Origin of the sequence: Plantactinospora sp. B6F1 (genome assembly GCF_040120695.1) — a bacterium.
GTDB lineage: Bacteria > Actinomycetota > Actinomycetes > Mycobacteriales > Micromonosporaceae > Plantactinospora.
The window spans coordinates 266,790-290,355 of the sequence record NZ_JBEEAC010000005.1 but is presented as its reverse complement, the minus strand read 5'-3'; the positions used below and the strand labels follow the sequence as shown (position 1 = coordinate 290,355).

18 protein-coding genes and 1 pseudogene are annotated in these 23,566 nt (G+C 72.8%); 6 read left to right on the top strand and 13 right to left on the bottom strand.

The genetic code is table 11. From position 1 onward, the window contains the following. Positions 1–66 precede the first annotated feature (66 nt). Together eccB and eccD are read right to left on the bottom strand one after the other, a co-directional pair. A complete protein-coding gene (eccB, locus tag ABNF97_RS10580) occupies positions 67–1,470 on the bottom strand; it encodes a type VII secretion protein EccB (protein ID WP_130461909.1) in 1,404 nt (467 codons plus the stop codon). A 133-nt stretch (positions 1,471–1,603) separates the two neighbouring features. Then, positions 1,604–2,998, bottom strand: a complete 1,395-nt coding sequence (gene eccD / locus ABNF97_RS10575) for a type VII secretion integral membrane protein EccD (protein WP_349338411.1) — start codon at positions 2,996–2,998, stop codon at positions 1,604–1,606. Positions 2,999–3,087: 89 nt separating this feature from the next. Here eccD and eccCa point away from each other — a divergent pair, with 89 nt between their 5' ends. From eccCa to ABNF97_RS10560, 3 genes are all read left to right on the top strand, one after another. Further along, entirely contained in the window at positions 3,088–7,128 is a 4,041-nt protein-coding gene (gene eccCa, locus ABNF97_RS10570) for a type VII secretion protein EccCa (RefSeq protein ID WP_130461907.1), read from the top strand. A gap of 122 nt (positions 7,129–7,250) precedes the next feature. Then, positions 7,251–7,655, top strand: coding sequence for a hypothetical protein (locus ABNF97_RS10565; RefSeq protein WP_130461906.1), 405 nt, complete (start codon positions 7,251–7,253; stop codon positions 7,653–7,655). A gap of 19 nt (positions 7,656–7,674) precedes the next feature. Next, positions 7,675–9,111 (top strand): WXG100 family type VII secretion target, encoded by a 1,437-nt coding sequence (locus ABNF97_RS10560; protein ID WP_349338410.1) that lies wholly within the window; start codon positions 7,675–7,677, stop codon positions 9,109–9,111. Between the two features lie 182 nt (positions 9,112–9,293). Here the strand turns inward: ABNF97_RS10560 and ABNF97_RS10555 are convergent, their stop codons facing one another. Continuing rightward, a complete protein-coding gene (locus tag ABNF97_RS10555; protein ID WP_349338409.1) occupies positions 9,294–9,935 on the bottom strand; it encodes a hypothetical protein in 642 nt (213 codons plus the stop codon). A gap of 163 nt (positions 9,936–10,098) precedes the next feature. Between ABNF97_RS10555 and ABNF97_RS10550 the strand changes: the two genes are divergently transcribed. Beyond that, positions 10,099–11,262, top strand: a complete 1,164-nt coding sequence (locus tag ABNF97_RS10550) for a hypothetical protein (RefSeq protein ID WP_349338408.1) — start codon at positions 10,099–10,101, stop codon at positions 11,260–11,262. 92 nt (positions 11,263–11,354) lie between these two features. On the opposite strand, the gene htpX is transcribed toward ABNF97_RS10550, so the two are convergent. From htpX to ABNF97_RS10510, 8 genes are all read right to left on the bottom strand, one after another. Beyond that, entirely contained in the window at positions 11,355–12,242 is an 888-nt protein-coding gene (htpX, locus tag ABNF97_RS10545; RefSeq protein WP_130461902.1) for a zinc metalloprotease HtpX, read from the bottom strand. 130 nt (positions 12,243–12,372) lie between these two features. Continuing rightward, positions 12,373–13,965: an NADH-quinone oxidoreductase subunit N gene (locus ABNF97_RS10540; RefSeq protein WP_349338407.1), complete on the bottom strand. Its 1,593-nt coding sequence runs from the start codon at positions 13,963–13,965 to the stop codon at positions 12,373–12,375. Between the two features lie 31 nt (positions 13,966–13,996). After that, a complete protein-coding gene (locus ABNF97_RS10535) occupies positions 13,997–15,535 on the bottom strand; it encodes a complex I subunit 4 family protein (protein ID WP_349338406.1) in 1,539 nt (512 codons plus the stop codon). Then, a complete protein-coding gene (locus ABNF97_RS10530) occupies positions 15,532–17,472 on the bottom strand; it encodes an NADH-quinone oxidoreductase subunit 5 family protein (RefSeq protein WP_349338405.1) in 1,941 nt (646 codons plus the stop codon). Before ABNF97_RS10530 ends, ABNF97_RS10535 begins: the two co-directional genes overlap by 4 nt. Beyond that, positions 17,469–17,963, bottom strand: a complete 495-nt coding sequence (gene nuoK / locus ABNF97_RS10525) for an NADH-quinone oxidoreductase subunit NuoK (RefSeq protein ID WP_130461898.1) — start codon at positions 17,961–17,963, stop codon at positions 17,469–17,471. Before nuoK ends, ABNF97_RS10530 begins: the two co-directional genes overlap by 4 nt. Continuing rightward, positions 17,960–18,463, bottom strand: a complete 504-nt coding sequence (locus ABNF97_RS10520) for an NADH-quinone oxidoreductase subunit J (RefSeq protein WP_130461897.1) — start codon at positions 18,461–18,463, stop codon at positions 17,960–17,962. Before ABNF97_RS10520 ends, nuoK begins: the two co-directional genes overlap by 4 nt. After that, on the bottom strand, positions 18,460–19,194 hold the full coding sequence (locus tag ABNF97_RS10515; protein WP_130461896.1) for a 4Fe-4S binding protein: 735 nt from the start codon (positions 19,192–19,194) through the stop codon (positions 18,460–18,462). Before ABNF97_RS10515 ends, ABNF97_RS10520 begins: the two co-directional genes overlap by 4 nt. Positions 19,195–19,345: 151 nt before the next feature. Continuing rightward, positions 19,346–20,554, bottom strand: a complete 1,209-nt coding sequence (locus tag ABNF97_RS10510) for an RNA-guided endonuclease InsQ/TnpB family protein (RefSeq protein ID WP_349338404.1) — start codon at positions 20,552–20,554, stop codon at positions 19,346–19,348. Positions 20,555–20,714: 160 nt separating this feature from the next. Between ABNF97_RS10510 and ABNF97_RS10505 the strand changes: the two genes are divergently transcribed. Together ABNF97_RS10505 and ABNF97_RS10500 are read left to right on the top strand one after the other, a co-directional pair. Next, positions 20,715–21,287 (top strand): Uma2 family endonuclease, encoded by a 573-nt coding sequence (locus ABNF97_RS10505; RefSeq protein WP_130461894.1) that lies wholly within the window; start codon positions 20,715–20,717, stop codon positions 21,285–21,287. A gap of 118 nt (positions 21,288–21,405) precedes the next feature. Beyond that, entirely contained in the window at positions 21,406–21,666 is a 261-nt protein-coding gene (locus tag ABNF97_RS10500; protein WP_130461893.1) for a hypothetical protein, read from the top strand. Positions 21,667–21,728: 62 nt separating this feature from the next. Here the strand turns inward: ABNF97_RS10500 and ABNF97_RS10495 are convergent, their stop codons facing one another. Together ABNF97_RS10495 and ABNF97_RS10490 are read right to left on the bottom strand one after the other, a co-directional pair. Beyond that, on the bottom strand, positions 21,729–22,694 hold the full coding sequence (locus ABNF97_RS10495) for an NADH-quinone oxidoreductase subunit H (RefSeq protein WP_130461892.1): 966 nt from the start codon (positions 22,692–22,694) through the stop codon (positions 21,729–21,731). A 236-nt stretch (positions 22,695–22,930) separates the two neighbouring features. Then, positions 22,931–23,536, bottom strand: a pseudogene (locus tag ABNF97_RS10490) (NADH-quinone oxidoreductase subunit C); the annotation flags it as partial. Positions 23,537–23,566: the final 30 nt, after the last annotated feature.

Below are 23,566 nucleotides of genomic sequence, written 5' to 3'. Positions count from 1 at the left end.
CTCCCTCCACTGGAACTCGCCGACCCGACGAGTTGGTGTCAGGGTACTGTGGATGATCGCCTTCTTCTATCCCGCCGGGTTCGCTCCCGGCGGGATAGCCCGGACCGCCGCCGAGGGCTCCAACACCGGGCCGTGCGGCACCCGGGCCAGCAGGCCGGTGGGCAGCTCGACCGCCCGCTCCGGCTGGTATCCGAGCCGAGCCAGCACCTCCGGACCCGGTACGGGATAGGCGATCCCGTGATCGGTGACCAGGAACCAGGTACCTCCGGTCGCCCCCGGCGCCGGCTTGGCCAGTACCACCACACCCCGGCCCGGCTCCACCGCGACGCGGTCGGCCAACGGCACCCCGGTGGCGGTGGCCGGAGGCCGGGCGGCGGCGGCCGCGTCCCCGGTTACCGGTACGCCGACCGTGACGACGCGTCCGTCCCCGGCGTCACCGATCCGCACGCACACCCCGGCACCCGACCCGACCGGTACGACCCTCGGGGTGGGTTCGGCGGGCAGGGCTCCACCGGTCGGAAGGTTCCCGTCGACCGTCAACGGGGTGCCGCCGACCGGCGTCGGTCCCGGCGTGCCCGGATAGCCGGGGTCGGCCAACAGGATCCGAGCCTGTAGCTCGGTCACCCGGTCGACGCTGTTCGGCTTGACCACGTAGTGCTGCTGGGTCGCCGGGTCGACGAGTACCTCGCCCACCTTGGTGCCCTTGCGCCAGCTGCTCTCCCGGCCCCGGTTGTCGACCTTGATCGCGCTCAGCGGGGCGCCGGCGGGCAGGACGTCGAGCCAGGCGAGCGTCACCGGGTACGCCTGGGCCGGAGCGACCCGCAGCGCGTCGGTGACGATGGCATCGTCCCGGATGGCGTGCCGCCGGCCGTGCCAGATCAGGTGCCGGGCGCCACTCGGGTCCACCACCAGAACCGCGGCCGATCCGAGCTCGTCACCGCCGCCCGGCCGCCATCCCGCGTACACGTAACTGAGTGGCACCGGATAGCCGACGGCATCCCGGGCGGTCACCCCGCAGACCGACCACGGGCTGGTACGCAGCTTCTTCGGGTCCGGCAGGTTGTCGGGGGCGCCGACGATGCCGACCCGGGGCCCCTTCGGCCAGGTCAGCGAGGCCCGGGCGACCAGGTACGGATCCTTCGGCCGGTCCAGCAACAGCCGCGCCGAGGCGTAGTTCGCCACCGGGTACAGGGTGCGCAGGTCGGGGCGGCAGTAGTACTTCGTGCCGGTCTCCCGCTCGATCACCACCGCGTCGCAGGCCTGCCAGCGCTTGTTGCCACTGGGGAAGAACTTGCCGTAGACGCCGACCGCCGCGAGCGCGATCACCGTGACCATCACCGCCGCCAGCGAGGCGCCGGCCAGCCGCCGGCCGGGCCAGTCCAGCGGATCGGGATGCTGCGCGAGCAGGGCGGCGGTGAGCCGCCCGCGCAGGAACTGTCGAGAGTGGATCAGATCGCGACGGGTCAGCATGCCGCCGACCCTGCCGTCGCGCCCGAACCTGCCCCCACCGCTGCCGCGCCCGAACCTGCCGGCACCGCTGCCGTGCCCGACGCCGACGGCATCGCCGCGCTGGCCGACATTTCCCTCCTCCGGTGGGTGTGGTTCAACCGAACAGTCCTCGAGCGAGGCCGAACAGACCCAGCACCGCGCAGGCGAGCAGGGGGGCGAGGACCACGCAGACGATTTCGACGATGTCGCCGATCCGGCCCAGGTTGGGCGGGAGCGGGCGGCGGGCCGCCGCGGCCGCCACCCCGTACGCACCGGCCGCGACCGCGAGCATCCCGGCCAGTACCGGGATGATCAGGTCGACCCGGGTCGTGGTGTCCAGTGCCAGCCAGCCGGCGCCGACCAGCAGCAGCGCACCGAGCAGCGCGGTGGAGCCGACCGGCACCCGGTGCCGCACCGCCGCGAACGTGCGCATCCGGAGGGCGCAGACCAGTACCACCACCACGGCCAGGATCGACGCGCTGACGTCGGCGGCCCTGGCGAGCACCCCCACGCAGAGCAGCAGGATCACGGAGCTTCCGGCCAGTACTCCGGTCAGCAACTCGTCCGCCCGCCGGACCAGCGCGGTCAGCCGGGCCAGCGACGGGAGGGACGCGAACTTCGAGACGTCGTCCCCCGGCCGGGGCACCTCCGGGCTCGGCAGGCCACCGTGTGCCGTGGCCAGTCGCGGCAGCAGCGGGGCCAACAGCACCAGCCCGCCGGCCAGCCCGGCGGCGGCGACCGGGCCCACCTCGGTGGCGACCAGCGCCCAGATCTCACCGAGCAGCCCGATCGTGAGACCCGCGTGGAAGACCGGCCGGTGCACGTCGAGCCCGGCCAGGGCGAGGGAGGCGGCCAGCATCAACCCGGCGGATCCGACGAGCAGCGGCCAGGCGCGCAGCGCGGCACCGAGGTCGGCGGGGCCGGGCAGCAGCGCGCCGCCCACCGCCGCGTACACCATCCCGTACACGCCGAGCAGGGTGGCCAGGCCGGGTTCCCGGCGCCACCGGGCGACCGCCGCACCGGCACCGATCAGCACCGCGGCGACCGCCAACGCCACCTGACCCGCGCGGACCAGGGGCGGGCCGGCCAGCAGGAGCAGCAGCAGCGCGCCGCCGAGGACCGCGGCGACGGTGACCAGACCGGCGCGGTAGGTCGAGCTGCCACCCCACGCGCGGCCGTGGCGCGCCGCGGTCTCCGCCACTCCGCCGGCGAGGTCGTCGTAACCGGGCTCCGGCCAGTGCTGGTCACGCGGGGCGAGCAGCAGTACGTCGCCATCCCGGACGCCCAGCCCGGCCAGTGACTGGGTTGGCTCCAGCACACCCCCGTCGAGCTTGCGGACCACCCAGCCGCCCCGCGGCACGCCGTCGTCGGCCAGCCCCTCCCCACCGTGCCGGAGCAACGCCGGTTGCAGGTACGTCAGTGGCAGGTGGTCCGGCAGCGCCATGTCCACGCGTCGCTTCGGTGTCATCAGGACGATGCGGGTGAAACCGATCGTGGTCGGCGTCGCCATGAGCAGCCCCTCAACGGCCTTTGACAATCCGGACTGGACACTCTCGCCGCGACCCGTATCCCCTACGATGCCCGGGTGGGAGCGTCTGCATGGGCACAGTAGTACGCAAGCGGCCCGCGCGTCGGCTGGCTCCGCCCTATCCGCAGGGCGAGGTGGCCCTGGAGCCGGTGCCGGAGATACCCACTCCGGGCGGGCGCTCGTGGAGCCGGTTGCTGATCATGCTGCCGATGCTGGCGGGCGCCGCGGCCATCGCACTGATGTTCGCCGGAGGCAGCGGCAACAACCCGTTCCGGATGTTGACCGGCGCGCTGTTCGGCGTGTCGATGCTCGGCATCGTCGCCGTGCAGTTCACCTCCTTCGCCGGCGGGGCGAGCAAGCAGGAGATGCAGGCACAGCGGCGCGAGTACCTGTTCCAGCTGAACCAGCAGCGGCGGGCCGTACGGCAGACGATCCAACGACAGCGGGCCGCCGAGTACTACGCCCACCCCGACCCCGACGCCCTCTGGTCCCTTGTGGACAGCGTGCGGCTGTGGGAACGGCGGTACACCGACGCCGACTTCGGCCAGGTACGGATCGGGCTCGGGCCACGCGACCTCGCCGCCACGCTCGTCGTACCGCCACCGGTGCCGGCGGAGAAGGCCGAGCCGGTGAGCGCGTTGGCGGTACACCGCTTCGTCGAGGCGTACCGGCAGGTGCCGGAGCTGCCGACGGTGCTCGCCCTCGGCGGGTTCGCCCGGGTCTACCTGCGTGGTGACCGACGCCGGGTTCGGGCGATGGTCCGGGCACTCATCGCCCAGGCCGCCGTCTGGCACGCCCCGGAGGACCTGATCGTCGCGGCCTGCGTCGGCCGTTCCGCACGGGCCCGGTGGGAGTGGGCGAAATGGCTGCCGCACACCCTGCACCCGACGTCGACCGACGCGCTCGGCCCGGTACGCCTGATCGCCCCCTCCGTCGTCGCGCTGGAGGCGATGCTGGAGGACATCGTCGCGGACCGGCCGAGGTTCGACCCGACGGCAGCCGAGGCGCAGTTCGACGGGGCACACCTGCTCGTCGTGATCGACGACGGCGACCCGGCCGGCTCGGACCACCTGCTGATCGACGGCGGCGTCGAAGGTGCCACCGTGCTCGACCTCAGCGGCGAGCCGCCGCGCAACCTCGACCGGGCCACCGTCGTCTTCGACGTCGACGCCGACGGGGATCTCCGGGCGACCACCTACGCCGGCAACCAGCGGCTGGGCCGGGCGGACGCGTTCAGCCTGGTCGCCGCGGAGTCGCTGGCGCGGCAACTCGCCCCGCTACGGCTGTCCGGCGGCGGTGGGCAGGACCGGACGATGAACGCCGAGCACGGCCTCGCCGAGCTCCTCGGGCTCGGCGACCCGTACGAGTACGACGCCGCGCTCGGCTGGGCGCCCCGGCCGCACCGCGAGCGGCTGCGGGTGCCGATCGGGATCGGGCCGGACGGTGCGAAGGTGGAACTGGACCTGAAGGAGTCCGCCCAGGACGGGATGGGCCCGCACGGCCTGCTGATCGGCGCGACCGGCTCCGGCAAGTCGGAGCTGCTCCGCACCCTGGTGCTGGCGCTGGCGGTGCAGAACTCCCCGGAGACGCTCAACTTCGTGCTGATCGACTTCAAGGGCGGCGCCACCTTCGCCACCCTGGACCGGCTGCCGCACACCAGCGCGGTGATCACGAACCTCGCCGACGAGCTGCCGCTGGTCGACCGGATGACCGACGCCATCAACGGCGAGCTGATCCGCCGGCAGGAACTGCTGCGCCGCTCCGGAAACTACGTGTCGCAGCGGGACTACGAGCGCGCCCGGGCGGCCGGCGTACCGCTCGCGCCGCTGCCGACCCTCGTCGTGGTCTGCGACGAGTTCAGCGAGTTGCTCTCCGCCAAGCCGGACTTCATCGACATGTTCGTCCAGATAGGACGGTTGGGCCGCTCGCTCGGGGTTCACCTGCTGCTGGCCAGCCAGCGGCTGGAGGAGGGCCGGCTGCGTGGCCTCGACACGCACCTGTCGTACCGGGTCGGGTTGCGGACCTTCTCGCCGGTGGAGAGCCGGACGGTGCTCGGCGTCAACGACGCCTACGAGCTGCCCCGGGCACCGGGGCACGGTTTCCTGAAGTTCGGCACCGAGGCGCTGGCCCGGTTCCGGGCCGCCTACGTCTCGGGCGCGTACCGCCGGGCGGGCGCGACCGAGCCGGCCTCCGGCGACGACCGGGTCCAGGTCTACACCTCCGGATACGTCCCGCCGGACGACCTCGACAGGGCTCCCGGGACGCGGACGCCGACCGGGACGCACGAGTCGACCGGCCCGAACGGGTCGACCGGACCGAGCGAGTCGGCCGGGATGCACGGGTCGGCCGGGATGCACGGGTCGGCCGGCCCGAGCGAGTCGGCCGGGGTCGAGCCGGACGGCGTCGAGGGCGAGCCCGGTGACGAGACGCTGCTGGAGATCCTCACCGGGCGGCTGACCGGCCGGGGCGTGCCGGCCCACCAGGTGTGGCTGCCACCGCTGTCCACCCCACCGAGCCTCGGCGAACTGCTGGCCGACGAGGCACCGGAGCCGTTGCGGGTGCTGGTCGGCGTGGTGGATCGCCCGTTCGAGCAGCGGCGCGAACCGCTCCGGCTGGATCTGTCCGGCGCCGGCGGTCACGTTGCCGTGGTGGGTGCACCGCAGTCGGGCAAGAGCAGCCTGCTCCGTACGCTGATCGTCAGCCTCGCTCTCACCCACACCCCCCGCGAGGTGCAGATCTACTGCCTGGACTTCGGCGGCGGCGTACTCGCCTCCGTCCGGGACCTGCCACACGTCGGCGGCGTCGCGGCCCGGCGGGACGCCAACCAGATCCGGCGGACGATCGCCGAGGTGGAGACGATCGTCGCCGCCCGCGAACAGCTCTTCACCGAACGCGGCATCGACTCGATCGCCACCTTCCGGCGGATGCGGGCCGCCGGGGAGCTGCCCGAGGAGCGGTTCGGCGACGTCTTCCTCGTGGTGGACGGCTGGGTCACGGTCCGGGACGAGTTCGAGGACCTGGCCGAACGGATCATCGCGCTGGCCGGCCGCGGCCTGTCGTACGGCGTGCACATCGCCGCGACGGCCGGACGCTGGCTGGACCTCCGGTCGGCGCTGCGGGACGCCTTCGGCACCAGGCTGGAACTGCGGCTGGGCGACCCGTCCGACTCCAGCATCGACCGACGGGCGGCGGCGAACGTCCCGGTGCACGCGCCGGGCCGGGGCATCACACCCGGCCGGCACCAGTTCCTGGCCGCCCTGCCCCGGCTGGACGGCGGCTCCGACGTGGCGGACCTGCCACCAGCACTGACCGAGCTGGTCGTCAAGATCCGCGATGGCTGGACCGGTGACCCGGCGCCCCGGGTACGGCTGCTGCCACCGATGGTCCCGTACGAGCTGTTGCCCGCCGCGGCCGACGGGCCGGGACCCGCGGTCGGGCTGGCCGAACTCGACCTCGGTCCGGTCCACCTGGACCTGAACGCCGACCCGCACTGCTTCCTGATCGGCGACGTCGAGTGTGGCAAGTCGTCGTTCCTGCGGATGCTGGGCCGGGCGATCGCCGACCGGCAGACGCCCGGGCAGGCCCGGATCATCGCGATCGACTACCGGCGTGGCCTGCTCGGCGCGCTTCCCGAGGAGCACCTCCTCGGCTACGGCAGCTCGGTCAACCAGGCCACCGAACTGCTCCGCGACGCGGCCGGCGCGCTCCGGGAACGACTCCCGGGTCCGGAGATCACTCCGGAGCGGTTGCGCGCCCGGGACTGGTGGACCGGCCCGGAGCTATACGTCCTGGTGGACGACTACGACCTGGTGGCCGGAGACCGGAACCCGCTGGGCGTACTCCACGAGTTGCTGCCGCAGTCGAGGGAGGTCGGGTTGCACGTGGTGGTGGCGCGGCGCAGCGGCGGTGCGAGTCGGGCCTTCTACGACCCGGTGCTCGCCCGGATCCGGGACCTCGGGTCACCGGGCATCCTGATGTCCTGCGACCCCGTGGAGGGTCCGCTGCTCAGCGGGGTACGCCGACCCACCCCGCTGCCGCCGGGCCGCGGCTGGTTGTCCACCCGTCGCGAAGGGGCCCGGCTGGTCCAGTTCGGCTGGCTCGATGTGGACTGACCACGCGAAGTGGCCTGCACATTGGCCTGCCGCGTTTGACCGGTCGGGTCTGCCGCGCTCAGCGTGATCCGATTAGGATCGCTGATCAACGCCGCGCTGTGCCCGTGACGAGGAGGACAGAGATGGCTGCCACTGACAACCAGGAGGCCGCTGGCGGTTCCGCCGGCCTCGACCTCGACGTCGAAACGGAGCACCTCAAGTCCTTCGGCGAGAAGATGTGGAGCGCGGCGAACGCGTTCAGCACTGAGGTGCTCAAGGCAGGCAACTCCGGCTTCCCCGTGCCGGCTCCGGAGTTCGCCGAGATGGTGGAGTTCACCAAGAAACTCACCGACGACACGATGGAAGCCAACCGGTTCACCTCCGACGCGGCGAACGGCCTGATGTCGTACGGCAGCGCCGCGATGGTCAGTTTCAACAAGTACGGTTGGGGCGACGACCAGGCCCGGCTCTCGTTGCAGGACGTCCGCGACGCGATGAAGGCCACGGAGCAGCCGGGGTCCGCTTCGCGGAACGCCACGGCCGCCTGACGACCGGACTCGGGCGATCATGGCCGCTACCAACTGGGAACAATACGACCTCGACAAGATCCTGAGCATCTTCGCGTCGGTCGACGTCGCGAGCCTCAACGAGCACGCCGCGCGCTGGCGGGCGATCGGGGCGGCGATCGACACCGGCGGAAGGACGCTGGCCAGCGAGACCCGGAGCCTCGCCGGAAGTTGGAAGAGCCGGGCTGCCAGCGAGTTCACCGAAAGCGCCAACCAGGCGGTCGAGCGGATGACCCAGTGGGGGTCCCAGGCTCCGGTCCGCGGCGACCACATCGAACTGGTCGGCATGGCCGTCAGCTGGGCGAAGGCCGAGCTCGAGCGCCTCAGGGCGGAGCGTCAGAAGGAGTTGGAGCAACTCCAGGCGGACAAGGAACGGATTCCCTTCCACGACATGTCCGGCGCGTTGGAGGGCCAGATCATCAACCGGTACAACGAACTGGCCCGGGCGGTGGCCAGCCAGGCCGGTGGCGAGATCAGCGGGCTGACCCCCTGGACATCTCCCGGGCCCTACGTCGGGCTGCGCGACGTCCAACGCACGGTGCCCACCCCGAACCTGGGTCCGAACGGCACCCCTGGTCCGCCCGGCACCAGCCTTCCGAACGGCACCCCGACCGGCGCCCCGGACGGCACTCCGACCGGCACTCCGGACGGCACCACCCGTCCAGACGGGCAGCCGCTGGTCGACCATCCGCCGGGACCGCTGCACCAGAACGTTCCCACGAACGAGCCGGTTGCCGACCCCCGACAGGACAGCAGCCCGCAGACCGGCCCGCAGGAGAACAACGCCGACCAGTCGCCGAACCAGCAGCAGGTCACGGCGCCGCAGACCGACGTCCCGCAGCTCGGCGAGCCGCCAACGGCGGGCCGACCGCCGGGCTCTGATGTGGCACCACCACCGACGCTGCCGGGTGGCGTACCCGGGGGCGTACCTGGTGGCGTGCCGATCGTCCCGTTCGTGCCCGGTGCCGTCGGTGCCGGTTCCGGTGGTCGCGGTGCGGGCGGCCTCGGTGGCAGCGGCCTCGCTTCGGGCGGCGTCGGCGGAGGCGGTTCGGGCGGCGTCGGCGCGGGTCGGGCCGGGGCGGGCGTACCCACCGTCTCGAATGACCTGCTCGGGCGGCTTGCCGGCACCGAGGGCGGCGGAGGCGGAGGCGGCCTGCTCGGCGCGGCCCGTCCCCCGGTCGGCGTCCCTGCCGGTGGAGGTGCCCCGATGGTCCCACCGATGATCCCTCCGGTCGCACCCGGAGCCGGGCAGGGCGGCGCACTCTCCGGCCGGCAGACCCGGCGTACCGCACGAAGCGGTGGCGCGCCTCGCGTCGTCGGCCAGGAACCCGTCGCCGCTCCCCAGTCGATCAGTGGTCGCCCGGTGGACAGGAAGAAGGCGCCGCCGCCGCGACAGCAGGAGACGGAACGGCAGTCGGCGGTGACCTACGGCGCGTGATTCCAAGCCGCCCTGCCGAGCATCCGGCGACCTCTGGGCGTACGGCCCTACCGGCCGAACCCGAACGTCTGAAACGGTGAGCATCTGTTGCCTGTGATCATTTGCCCTGCCTGTGGGGAACCGGACGAGGACGACTCGGTCTACTGCCTCAATCCGGGCTGCGGGGCTCTCCTGGCGGTGTCTCAGCCCGAGCAGCCACCGGAGCAGGCGGCGAGCGCTGACCTGTCCGAACCGGCCGTACCTGCCGAACCGGCCGCTGCGGCCGGTGCCTCCGACGGGCCGACCGCAGCACCTGCAGCGGTAGCGCCTTCTGAGCCGACCAGACCGGCGAAGGCGGTCAGAATCACGAAGTCGGCCAGGCTGGCGAGGTCGGCCAGACCGACGAAGGCAGCCAGGGCCACCAGGTCGGCCAGGATCGCGAAGTCCGCCGGAGCCGCGAAGTCGGCCGTACCGGCGAAGTCGGCTGGGCAGGCCGGCTCAACCGAGCCGACCGCACCTGCCACCCCGGCCGAGCCGACCAGACCGGCCGAACCGACCAGACCGGCCGAGAAGGCCGCACCGCAACCCGATAGGGCGACGTCACCGGCCAAGGAGGCCGCACCCGCAGATAAGGCCGCACCGCCGGGCAAGAAAGCCCCACCCGCCAAGAAGGCCCCATCCGCTGAGAAGGCCCCAACGGCTGAGAAGGCCCCAACTGCCAGACCGACGACAGTGGTCGGCGAGGTGCTGGCAGCCAGAACCGCCGAGAAGGCGCCGGCCAAAACAGCAACGAAGTCCCCGCCGCCCAGGACAGCCGAGCAGGCACCACCGGCCAGACCAGTCACGAAGACTCCGCCGGTTAAAACAGCCGGAGAGAAGGCGCCGGCTGTCGCCGCGGCCGAGGGGCCGGCTGCTTCGGTCGGAGTGTCCGAAGCGACGAAAGCGCCCGCACCGGAGGGGAAGCGCCGAACCGGGTCGGGTAGCGCAGGGACCGCACAACCCGGCCCGGTGACGCCAACGATCGAGCCGGGTGATTCCGGCAAGCTCGCCGGGCCGGGCTTCCGAGGCACGTTGGGCAAGCTGGCCCGGATCGGTCGGCGGCGCGGCGCACCGCCAGCGGCGACACCTGCCGCCGCACCGGCCAGCGGCCCCGGGCCGGACGAGGTCGGTGTTCCTTCCCTCGCTGGCGAGGTCACCGTCGGTTCGTCTGCAGAGCCGGTCGAGTCCCGACCCGCTGAGCCGGCCAAGGCCCGACCCGCAGAGCCGGCCAAGGCCCGACCCGCAGAGCCGGCCAAGACCACACCCGCAGAGCCGGCTAAGACCACACCCGCCGAACCGGCCAAGGCCCGACCCGCCGAGCCGGCCACGACCACACCCGGCGCAGCGGTCGAGGGGGCGTCCAGCAATCGGGCAGGAGCCGACCGGGGCGGTGTGGTGAAGCAGTCGACCGCCGGACGGACGGCGGCCGTCACCGTACCGGATCAGTCCCCGGACTCCGACGTGCCGCGGGCCGGCAGGCGGCTGTTGTTGCCGCTGGCGGCGGCCACGGTCGTGCTGGTCGGGGTCGGCGTGAGCCTGGCGGTGAACGACGGCGGCCGGTCCGGCAAAGCCCCTCCCGCGGCGGCGCCGACCGAGCCCGAGCTGGCGCTCGGCTCGCCGTTGCCGGCCGCTCCGACCTCGGCGCCGGCCGTGCAGCCGAGCCCGACGCCGCAGGCGAGCCCGACGCCGAAGGCCAGTAAGGCTCCGCCCCGACCCGCCCGCCCGGCGTCGGCGCCGAAGCCGGCCCGGACACCGAGCCGGAAGCCACCGGCCAAGACCACCGCTCCGGCGCCGAAGCCTCCGGCGCCGCAGGCCCGGATCTCGGCCAGCGGCCGGGTCGAGTGCACCCGCGTCGACCGGGGCTGGGGCGTTGCGATCACTGGCAGCGTGACCAACACCTCGGCGACCATCCGCAGCGCCCGGGTCTCCTACAGTTCCAACGAGACCGGGCCGGCGAGCAACTCCGACACGTTGACGCTCAATTTCAGCGGCCGGTCCTTCGATCGCAGAATCCCGAACACCAACGGCTGGGAGTTCATCGGTGGATCGTCCGTCTCCTGGACGGTCACCGTCACGTTGAGCGACGGCAAGACGGTCTCCACCTCGGGGTCGAACAGATACTCCTGTGGATAGGTCCGGCTCCGGCCCATCGGGGCAGCGCAAACCCGCGCCCGCTCTCGCCTGAGGCGTGAGCGGGCGCAGGTCGGTCGTGGTGGGCGGTGGAGTCAGCGTCCGCGCCGGTACTGGACCGGGCCGACGTTGAGCCCCGCCATCTGCTCCAGCCGGTGCACCCGCTCCTCCATCTTCGGGTGGGTGGAGAAGAGGTTCGCCATGCCACCACCCTTGAAGGGGTTGTCGATCATGAGGTGGGCGGTGCTGGTCAGCCGGTTGTCGGCCGGCAGCGGCAGCGCCCTGGTGCCAGCGTGGATCTTGCGTAGCGCGCTGGCCAGCGCCAGCGGGTCGCGGGTCAGCGCGGCACCCGAGGCGTCCGCCTGGAACTCCCGGTTACGGCTGATGGCAAGCTGGATCAGGCTGGCCGCGATCGGGCCGAGGATCAGCGTCAGCAGCAGTACGGCCGGGTTCGGCGAGTCCTCGTCGTCCCCGCCCAGCGGGAGGAACCAGGCGAAGTAGGCCAGCATGGTGATGATGCCGGCCAGGCCGGCGGCCACGCTGGAGATCAGGATGTCCCGGTTGTAGACGTGGGACAGCTCGTGACCGATGACGCCCCGCAACTCCCGGTAGTCCAGGATCTGCGTAATGCCCCGGGTCACGGCGACCGCGGCGTTCTGCGGGTTCCGTCCGGTGGCGAACGCGTTGGGCTGCATGGTCGGGCTGACGTACAGCCGGGGCATCGGCTGCTTCGCCTCGGCGGCCAGCTCGCGGACCATCTGGTAGAGCGCCGGGAATTCGGCCTCGGTGACCGGCTGTGCCCGCATGGCGCGCAGCGCGAGCTTGTCCGACCAGAAATAGCTGGCCCCGTTCATGGCCAGCGAGACGACTACGGCGATGACCAACCCGCCGCTGCCGCCGAACCAGTAACCGACGCCGAGGATCAGAGCGGTGAGCAGGCCAAGTAGCGCGGCTGTCTTGAGCCGGTTGTGATGGCTATGCACGATAACTCCTTCGGTGCGTGGGCCGGTGGACCCACTGACCGTTCCAACACCGGACTACCCCCTCAACAATCCGGATATGACTGTGAGTTGCCTGAGAAAGCGCCCCAACCACGGCTCGGAGCGGCCAATCTCACAGTCCGGCGACGTCCAGGACGAGTTGCGGTGCGAAGCCGACGACGATCGCGATCACGGTGGCCAGGGCCAGCGCGGCGACAACCGCCCAGGCTGGCCGGACCGGTTCCGCAGCCGGCACCGGAGCGCCGGGCGGCACGGCGGGTGCGCCCGGCTCGGCCGGTACGACCGGTGCGGCGGCGGCGTCGCCGGCCCGGGCGGCGGCCGGCTCCGGGGCATAGAGGATGGCGGCGGCCCGCAGGTAGTAGGCGAGCCCGATCACCGCGTTCAGCGCCACCACCACGGCGAGCCAGCCGGCGTCACCAGCCAGCAGGGACCGTACGACAGTGACCTTGGCGAAGAGCCCGGCCAGCCCCGGCGGCAGGCCGGCCAGCCCGACCAGGGCGAGCACGAACGCCGCGCCGACCCACGGCCGGCGCCGGGCCGCCCCCCGGTAGTCCGCGATCTCGCCCCCGTCGGCGACCGCCGGCCGCAGCGCCACCACCGCACCGAACGCGGCCAGTTCCAGTACCACGAAGAAGACCGTGTACGCGACCGCGGCGGCCACCGCCGTGTCGATCGCCTCCGCACCCCGCCCCGACGACAGTGCCAACGCGCCGAGCGGGGCGACGATGTAGCCCGCCTGCGCCACCGACGACCAGGCCAGCAGCCGGACCATCCGGCGCTGCCGGAGCGCCACCAGGTTGCCGACGGTCATCGTCGACACCGCCACCACCGCCAACAGCGGACCGGTCAGCCGGGCCGGCAGGGCGGCCGCGGTGACCGCGAGCAGCGCCACCACCCCGCCGAGCTTGGAGGCGGTCGACAGGTACGCCGCCACCGGCACCGGGGCGCCGTCGTAGGTGGCCGGCGCCCAGGCGTGGAACGGCACCGCCGCGACCTTGAAGGCGAGGCCGAGCACGATCAACGCCACCGCGACCACGGTCAGCGGCAGGCCCAGCAGGGGCGGCCCCTCCGGGAAGCCGCCGCCGACCGCGACCGGCCGGTTCGCCTCGGCCGTGAAGACCGCGTCGAGCCGGCTCAGGTGCACCGCCCCGGTGACCGCGTAGAGCAGCGCGGCGCCGAGCAGGGTGATCGCGGTGGCCACCACGCTGACCACGAAGAAGGTCAGCGCCGCCTCGGCACCGGCGACGCTGCGGTGCCGGAGCCCGACCAGCACGTAGAGCGGCAGGGTCAGCGTCTCCAGGGCGACGATCAGGGTGATCAGGTCGCCGGCCGCGCCGAGTACCACGCCGCCGGTCATCGAGCAGGCGAGCAGGAAGCAGTACTCCCCCGGCGGCACCTGCCCGGAGCGCAGCAGCGGGGCGGAGAGTGCCAGCACCCCGAGGGTGAGCAGCGCGAAGAGGCAGCCGACCAGCGCCGCCCGGCCGCCGGCCAGATAGGAGCAGTCGGTCCCGGCGCAGAACGTCCGTCGGGCCCCGGCGGCACCGACCAGCACCGCGCCGAGCGCGGTGGCGGCGGCACCCGCCGCGAAGACGGCCACCGTCGCGCCGCGCCGGGCGATCAGCAGGTCGGCCAGGAGCACGAGTACGGCGGTGCCGGCCGCCAGGTACGCCGGCAGCAGCGCCACGTTGTCCACGCTCTGGATCACGACGCCCCCCGCCCGACCCGCTGGACGCGGCTCATCGGATCGCCTCCAGTAGTGCCCCGACCGGCACCTCGGCAAAGCCGAGCACCAGGGTCGGGGCGAGCCCGATGGCCAGCGCCAGCAGCACCAGCGGCCCCCAGGCGAGCAACTCGGCACCAGCCAGTCCCGGCGTCAGGGTCAGCACGGCAGGGCTGGCCGGCCCGTGCGTGACCCGGCGCAGCAGCCGCAGCAGGTACGCCGCGGTCAGCGCCCCGCCGAGCGCGGCCAGTACGGCCAGGGTGGTCCAGAGTGGACCGCCCACCCGCCAGGCGGCCACCACCGCGAAGGCCTCGCCCCAGAATCCGGCCAGGCCGGGCAGCCCGAGCGAGGCGATGGCGGCGAAGCCGAGCAGCCCGGCTAGTCGGGGCGTACTCTCGCGCAGCCCGCCCAGCTCTGCCAGCGCCCCGGTGTGCGCCCGGTCCTTGATCGCCCCGGCGAGGAAGAAGAGCAGGCCGGTGATGACGCCGTGCGCGATGTTGCCGATCAGCGCCGCCTGGATGCCGGTGGCGGTCAGCGTAGCGATGCCGAGCAGCACGAACCCCATGTGCCCGACGCTGGAATAGGCGATCAGCCGCTTCAGCTCGCTCTGCGCCAGGCAGACCAGCGAGCCGACGATGATCGCCGCCACCGCGAGGGTCCCGAGCACACCGGCGGCCGCCCGGGCGCCCTCCGGCGCCACCCCGACCGCGACCCGGATCAGCCCGTACGTCCCCATCTTCAGCAGTACGCCGGCCAGGATCACGCTGCCGACCGTCGGTGCCTGGGTGTGCGCGTCCGGCAGCCAGGAGTGCAGCGGCCAGAGCGGACTCTTCACCGCGAACGCGATCGCCAGCAGGACGAACGCGGCGATCTGGGTACCCCGGGACAGTCCGGTGCCGCCGGTCAGCACGGTCAGGTCTGCGGTGCCGGCGGCGGCGACCACGGTGAAGACGCCGACCAGCAGCAGTACCGAGCCGAAGAGGGTGTAGAGGGCGAACTTCCGGGCCGCGTGCTGCCGGTCCTCGCCACCCCAGACCGCGATGATCGCGTACATCGGCAGGAGCACGACCTCGAAGAAGAGGAAGAAGAGCACCAGGTCGAGGGCGAGGAAGGTGCCGAGGATGCCGACCTCGACCACCAGCAGCAGCGCGACGAGGCTGCGGCCCCGGCCCGGCGCCGGCACCCGCCACCAGGTGTACGCGCAGCAGAGCAGGGTCAGCAGCGCGGTCAGCACCACCAGTGGATAGGAGACCCCGTCGACTCCGAGCTGGAAGCGCAGGTCGAGGCCGGGTACCCAGGTCAGGTCCACCCGGTGCCACGGCCAGATGGCCGGTGCCGCGCCCACCGGCGCCCCGGGTGGAGACGGATCGTAGACCGCCCAGGTGTCGGTGGCGCCGACCGTCAGCAGCGCGGCGATCACCAGGGTCACCGCCGCGAAGGCGGTACCGGTGATCCGGGCGGCCCGGTCGAACCGCCCCGGCAGCAGGGCGAGCACCACCGCGCCGACCGCCGGCACCGCCAGCGTGGCGACCAGCGCCGTCCCGCCGAGGTTCATGCCACACCCCCGAGGGTCAGTACGGCGGCGAGCCCGAGCAGCAGCGCGCCGCCGAGTACCGCCACCACCGCCCGGGGCATCCCGCCCCGGTGCAGCAGTTCCATCCCGCCGCCGAGTCCGGCGGTCCCCCGGCCGGTCCCCTCGACCGCCCCGTCCACCAGCCCTTCGTCGCCGCGCCGGATGAGCCGGCCCAGCGCCCGCACCGGGCGTACGACCAGGGCGTGCTGGGCCTCGTCGAGCCAGAAGGCCCGGGCGAAGGCCGGGCGCAGCGGACCCAGTCCGGTGGCCGGGTCGGCGGCCGGATCGGCCCGCCAGCGCCACCAGGCGAGCCCGGCGCCGGCCAGCAGCAGCGCCATCGGGATGACCACGAAGCTGTCCAGGTGCGTCTCGTCCAGCGCCAGCGCGTCCCGGAACGGGGTGACGAGGACCGCCAGCCCGAGCGCCGCGCTCGGCACCGCGAGCAGGACCACCGGCCAGCGCAGCAGCCCGGGCGGGTCGTGCGGCGGACCGGGCGGGGTGTGTGCCGGCGACCCGGCCGGCGCGTCGATCGCCGACGCCGGACTGGCATGCGCGGCCGGGGTGTCGACCGGATGGGTCTGCGCGCGGGAGGCGCCGAAGAAGGTGCGCAGCAGCAGCCGGGTGGCGTACCAGGCGGTCAGCCCGACCCCGACCAGCCCGGCGAGCCAGACCAGCCAGCCGACCCAGGCGGCGGTCGGGCCGGCGTGGTGCCGGGCCGCCTGCTCGGCGACGACCAGGATGCCGTCCTTGCTCCAGAACCCGGCCAGCGGCGGCACCCCGGCCAGCGCGGCGAGCCCGATCGCGGTGCACCAGAAGGTGACCGGCATCGGCCGGCGCAGCCCACCCATCGCGGACATCAGGTTGCTGCCGACGGCGTGGATCACCGCGCCGGCGGCCAGGAAGAGCAGCGCCTTGAAGGCGGCGTGGCTGAGCAGGTGGAAGAGGGCGGCCGGTGGCGAGCCGACCGCCAGCGCCCCGGCCATGTAGCCGAGCTGCGAGACGGTCGACCAGGCGAGCACCCGCTTGATGTCGTCCTGCGCGGTGGCGGCGAGCGCGCCGAGCAGCAGGGTGACCGCGGCCATCACGCCGAGCACGGCGAGCGCGACCGGAGCCTGCTCGTAGAGCGGGAAGAGCCGGGTCAGCACGTAGATTCCGGCCGCCACCATCGTCGCGGCGTGGATCAGCGCCGAGATCGGGGTCGGGCCGGCCATCGCGTCCGGCAGCCAGGTGTGCAGCGGGAACTGGGCGCTCTTGCCGGCCACCCCGGCGAGCAGCAGCAGGCAGGCGGCGGTGAGCGTGCCGGGGCCGAAGTCGTGGGCCAGCACGTCGGAGATCCGGAAGCTGCCGGCGTGCACGCCGAGGACGACGATGCCGAGCAGGAAGCCGACGTCGCCGACCCGGGTCACCAGGAACGCCTTCACGGCCGCGCCGGGCGCCTCCGGCAGCCGCCGGTCGTGACCGATGAGCAGGTACGAGCAGATGCCCATCACCTCCCAGCCGACCAGCAGCATGATCAGGTCACCGGCCACCACCACCAGCAGCATCGCGGCGGTGAAGAGGCTCACCTGGGCGGCGTACGGGGCGTACCGGTCGTCGTCGTGCAGGTAGCCGACCGAGTAGACCTGCACCGCCAGCGCCACCGCCGCCACCGCGACCGCGACCAGGGCGGCGGCCGGGTCCAGCCGGAGGCTGAGCGTGACCGACAACCCACCGAAGTCGACCCAGTCGGCGCTCGCCTCGGCACCCCGGCCGTCGAGCGCGACGACCAGCCCGATCGCCGCCGCCAGCGCCACCGCCGCACCACCGATGCCGAGCGCCGCCGCACCGGTCCGGGACCGCTGCGGCAGCAGCAGCCCGACCAGGGCCAGTCCGAAGGGTACGGCCGGCAGCAGCCCGGCGAGCACCGTCACGGCGCTCACCGGTCCGGTCCCGCCGTCGGACCCGCCGCACCGGGCGCCAATCCCGCCGTCGGACCCGCTTCTCCGGGTGCGGATCCCGCCGTCCCGGCGGCTCCGGTCCGGGCCGGGGTCGCGACGACGGCCAGCGGCCCGGTGTCCGGGGTGCGCGCGTCGAGGCGTACGTCGTCGATGGTGACCGTGCCACGCAGCCGGTAGAGCTGGAGCACGATCGCCAGCCCCACCCCCACCTCGGCGGCGGCGATCACGATGACGAAGAGCGTGAACGCCTGCCCGGTGAGCGGCAGCGGCGCGGCACCCTCGGGGCCCGGGGCGGGGTGCCCCAGGGCCCTGTGCAGCGGGGCGGCGTCGGCGGTCACCAGCAGCAGGTTGACGGCGTTGAGCATCAGCTCGACTGCCATCAGCACCAGTACGGCGTTGCGGCGGCGGAGCACGCCGTACACGCCCAGCCCGAAGAGGAGGGCGGCGACGACGTACGGGATGACCGGCCTCACTGGCGCCGCCCCGGAATCCGTACGCTGATCGCGATCGCTCCGACCAGTGCGGAGAGGAGCAGCACCGAGAGCACCTCGAACGGCAGCACCCAGGACTGGAAGATCTCGGTGCCGATCCGTTCGGCCGTACCGGCCTCCGGCAGGTCCACCCTGGACCACCGGTACGCGTCGACCAGCAGGGCGGCCAGGCCCAGCCCGGCCCCGCCACCGATCAGCGCGGCCGGCCAGCCGGGCCGGTCGAGGTCGTCGGCGGCGCCGATCGGCGCCCGGGTCAGCATCACCGCGAAGAGCAGCAGCACCACCACCGCGCCGACGTAGATGAGCAGTTGCACCCAGGCCACGAGTTCGGCGGTGAGCACCAGGTAGAGCCCGGCGACCGCACCCAGGCAGACCACCAGGTAGAGCCCGGCCCGGACCAGGTGCCGGGTGGAGACCACGAGTGCGCCGGACCCGACCGCCACCACACCGAGGGCCAGCATCAGCACGTCGGCGGCGGTCACGGCGGCTCCTCGTCGACCGGGGAGCCGGGTCCGGGGCTGGGGCTGGGACGGTCGACGTCGGGTGGCCCGGATGCCGGCCGGTCAGCGGCGGGCGGGCCGGCGGCAGCCGGCGACCCGGAAGCGGGCCGGTCAACGGCCGGCGGCCCGGAAGCGGGCCGGCCCGGCGCGGGGCGGGGCGGGCGGCGGGTGCGTACCGCCGGACCGGCCGAACGCTCCCCCGCCGCGCCGGGAGCGGCGGCCTTGCGCGCGGCGGCCTCCTCCTTGGCCGGCTCGCCGTTCGGGTCGTGCGCGGGCGGCGGCGGCACGGTCGACATCCACTCCCCGAGGTGCTCCTTGTCGTGCAGCAGGTCCCGGATGTCGTACTCGGCGTACTCGAACTCGGGCGACCAGTAGAGCGCGTCGAACGGGCAGACCTCGACGCAGATGCCGCAGTACATGCAGAGCGAGAAGTCGATGTCGAAGCGGTCCAGTACGTTGCGCTGGCGCGACCGGGCCGCACCCGGGACCGACACCTCCTCCTTGTGCGAGTCGATGTAGATGCACCAGTCCGGGCACTCCCGGGCGCAGAGCATGCAGACCGTGCAGTTCTCCTCCAGCAGCGCGATCACGCCCCGGGAGCGCGGTGGCAGCTCGGGGGCCACGTCCGGGTACTGCTGGGTGTGGGAGCGGCGGGTCATCGTCTTGAGGGTGACGGCCAGTCCCTTCGCCAACCCCTCGCCCGGGACGCTCATGCCAGCACTCCGCCGCGCTCGGTCATGGGCCTTATCCTGCCGTGTCGGCGGTTCCCGCGCGACCACCCCCGGCCAGTTGAAGCGGTACGGTGGCATCGGGTGACGTAAGTCCGCCGTCCGCGAGAGGGAAGTCTTGACATCTTCCGCCGCCCTAAAGGGCAGGGATTCCCTTGGTCGCCCTCGGGTTTTCCTGCTTCGTCACCGGCTGCCTCGTCCGGGCACCCGCCCGTTGAGGTCTTACCCCGGCTCCACAGGCCGTAACGGAGAGCCCCTCCGCCAGAATGTTGCGGGCCGCGTTGACGTCACGGTCGTGGACGGCCCCGCATCGGCAGGTCCACGTCCGCACGTCCAGCGGCATCCGATCAGCGAGCACACCACACGTCGAACACAGCTTGGACGACGGGAACCACCGGTCGACGACGACCAGGTCCCGACCGTGCCAGTCGGCTTTGTACTCGAGCATGGTGCGGAACTGCCGCCAGGCCGCGTCGCTGATGGCACGGGCCAGCGTGTGGTTCTTGACCATGTTCCGCACGGTCAGGTCCTCGATCACGATCGTTTGGTTGTCACGAACGAGTCGAGTGGTCAACTTGTGCAGGTGGTCCCGACGCCGGTCGCTGATCCGCGCATAAATTCGGGCCACCCTCAACCGGGCCTTGGCCCGGTTCACCGACCCCTTCTCCTTACGGGCGAGTTGACGCTGGGCGCGGGCCAGGGCGGACCGGTCGGCGCGTTCGTGACGCGGGTTGGTGACCTTCTCCCCGGTACTCAAAGTGAGCAGACTGTCCAGCCCGGCGTCCACCCCGACGGCCGTGTTCACCGCCGGGGACGATTCGATCACATCGTCGCAGAGCAGGGACACGAACCAACGCCCCGCCGCGTCCTGCGACACCGTCACGGTCGACGGCGACACGCCCTGCGGCAACGGCCGCGACCACACGATGTCCAACGGCTCGGTCATCTTGGCCAGGGTCAGCCGACCGTTGCGGTAGCGGAACGCGCTGGTCGTGTACTCCGCCGACTTCCGCGACTTCTTCTTCGACTTGAAGCTCGGGTACCGGGCGCGTTTGGCGAAGAAGTTGACGAACGCGCCTTGCAGGTGCCGCAGCGCCTGCTGCAACGGCACCGACGACACCTCGTTGAGGAACGCCAGTTCCTCGGTCTTCTTCCACCCGGTCAGCAACGCGCTGGTGGCGGTGTAGGTGATCCGTTCCCGCCGCAGGGCCCACGCCTCGGTACGGGCCCGCAGGGCCAGGTTGTAGACCTTCCGGACGCATCCGAACGTATGCGACAGCTCCGCCGCCTGCGCCTCGGTCGGGTAGAAGCGGTACCTGAACGCCCGCTTCACCGTCCTGGACACGGCTCACACGTTAACGCACCAGCCGGTGAACCTCGCGCTACCGCGCGGGTAGACACCTATCCGCCTTGGCGGCGGATCGGCTATCCCCGCCCCGCCCCGCTCCGCAGGAGTTCCGTTTCCTCTCCGGCCTGAAGACCGGAGTATCCACGGAAGGAATCCGATGACCGCGGCCCTGGACGATCCGTACCCGCCGACCGGCGGGTGGACCACTGACGACCTCGACGCCATGCCCGACGACGGCCACCGCCGCGAGCTTCTCGACGGAGTCCTGATCATGCCGCCCTCCCCCACCGCGGCACACCAGACCATCGCTTGGCGGCTCGCCGCCGCTCTGGACGAGGACTGCCCGGACGAGTACGACGTCACCCAGGCCGTCGAGGTGCGGATCAGCCAACGGCGATCCTTCATCCCGGACGTGCTGGTCACCACCGCCGCCGCAGCGGCCCGCCGGACCGCGAGGTACGAGCCGCACGAGGTGGTACTCGCCGTGGAGATCATCTCCGACGGTTCGCAGTCGATGGACCGGATCCTCAAGCCGGCCCTGTACGCCAAGGCCGGGATCCCCTACCACTGGCGGATCGAGACCGATGGCGGGCTGGTCGTGCACACCCACCGGCTCGACCCGGTCGAGGAGGTCTACGTCGAGACGGGCCGGTGGACCACGTTCGTCGACACCGGTGAGCCCTGGCCGGTCAACCTGCCGATCAGCCGGCTGACTCCCCGCCACCTCTGATCGCCCCACCACGCCTGGCGGTTCCGAATCCCGCCCGCCGACGACGGACATCGAGGGTGGGGTGGATGTCGCGGGCGGCCGCAGACTGCTCGGAGGAGCACTGCGGAAGGGGACGGCGGTGGAACTCGACGCGCGAGAGGCACTGGTTCTCAGCGGTCATCTGGACGTCGCGGCGAGCGGCCCGCCACTACCCCACGAAGTTGTCTGGGCACGCCTGGTCGAGACCATCCGGCTGCATCGGATGATCGGCGGATTGTGTCAGGCGTGTGGCGAGCGGGCCGGTCCGGAGGGCCGGTGCTTCAAGGCCGCGATAGCGGTGGAATGGTGCCGGCAGAACCCGATGACGCTTCTCGATCAGTCCGCTTCCGGGTGTCCCTGATCCGCGTGACGGGTGGCCGCCGCCCCCGGGGTCGCTCGGTCGGCCGTCATGACCGGAGTCCATCAGGCGATCGCGAGCTTCACCCCGGCGGTCAGCACCAGCTGGCCGAGCGCCACCGGGACCAGCACCAGCCAGCAGAGCCGCTGCAACTGGTCCTCGCGCAGCCGTGGGTACGTCACCCGGAACCAGATGATCACGAACGAGACCGCGAACACCTTGATCAGGGTCCAGAGCCAGCCGAGGTAGTCGTCGCCGAACGGCCCCTGCCAGCCGCCGAGGAAGAGCACCGTGGTCAGCGCGGCGATCACCACGATGCCGACGTACTCGGCGAGCAGGAAGAAGGCGAACCGGAGCCCGGTGTACTCCGTCAGGTAGCCGAACACCAGCTCGGAGTCGGCGATCGGCATGTCGAACGGCGGGCGGCGGATCTCGGCGAGCCCGGCGACGAAGAAGACCACCATCGCCGGGGCCTGCCAGAGCAGCCACCACGGCTGCCACGCCTCGACGATGCCGGGCAGGCTCAGCGTGCCGGCCGCCATCGCCACGCTCGCCGCCGCGAGCACCAGCGGCAGTTCGTAGCCGAGCAACTGTGCCGCGCCCCGGATCCCGCCGAGCAGGCTGTACTTGTTGGCGGAGGCCCAGGCGGACATCAGTACCGCGACCACCCCGACGCCGACCACCGCGAGCACGAAGAACAGCCCGATGTCCAGCGGCTGCCCGACCAGGTCGTTCGGGCCGAGCGGGATCACCAGCAGGGCCAGCAGGTACGGCACCAGCGCCACCATCGGGGCGAGCCGGAACACCGCCCGGTCCGCCTCGCGCGGGGTGACGTCCTCCTTCTGCACGAACTTGACCCCGTCGGCAATCAACTGTGCCCAGCCGTGGAAGCCGCCCGCGTACATCGGGCCGAGCCGGCCCTGCATGTGCGCCATCACCTTGTGCTCGACCTGCCCGACGACCAGCGGCAGGACCAGGAACGCCGCGACCACCCCGACGACCCGGACCAGCAGCTCCAGCCAGAGCGGCATCACGCACCCCCGTCGCTGCCATCGCTGCCATCGCTGCCATCGCCGCCATCGCCAACCGCCGGCGCGGGGCCGTCGCCCCGGCGCCGCTCGCCCGGCGGACCAGAGGCCGGAGCGCCCGGCGGACCCGAAACCGGGGCAGCCGGCGGACCAGAGGCTGGGCGGGTACGGCCGGGCGGACCGGAGGCCGGGGCAGCCGGCGGACCAGAGGCCGGGCGGGTACGGCCGGGCGGGCCGGAGGCGGGGGCGGCGGAGACCGGCGCGGCGGCGGCCACCCCCCACTCGCCCGGGGCCGGTACGCCCGGTGGGCGCATCGCCTGCCGGCGGGCCGTACCGGCCTCGGACTCGCCCGGCTCCTTCGCACCCGGCCACGCCTTGGCCACCCGGGAGGCGAGCACGAAATCCTTGCGCAGCGGATGTCCCTCGAACTCCGGCGGCAGCAGCAGGGGCGCCAGGCCGGGATGGCCGGCGAAGTCGATGCCGAACATCTCGTGCGTCTCCCGCTCGTGCCAGGCCGCCCCCGGGAACACGTCCACCACGGACCCGACGATCGCGGCGTCCCGGGGCACCCGGGTCCGCAGCAGTACGCCGTGCCGGTGCCGGGTCGACCAGAGGTGCGCCACCACGTCGAACCCCTCGGCCAGCTCGTCGACGGCGGAGAGCCAGTCGAAGAAGTCGCAGGCCAGCTCGGTGTCGTCCCGGGCCGCCCGGACCGCCGCCGGCCAGCTGCCGGACGGCACGTCCACGGTCGCCCGGGCGTACGCCTGGCCGCCGGACTGCCCGACGGTCACCTCCGCCTCCGCGAGCAGCGTGCCCAAGCGGTCACCGACCTGTTCCGGGGTCATGTCCGCGATCCTAGGGCCATCTCCGGCCAC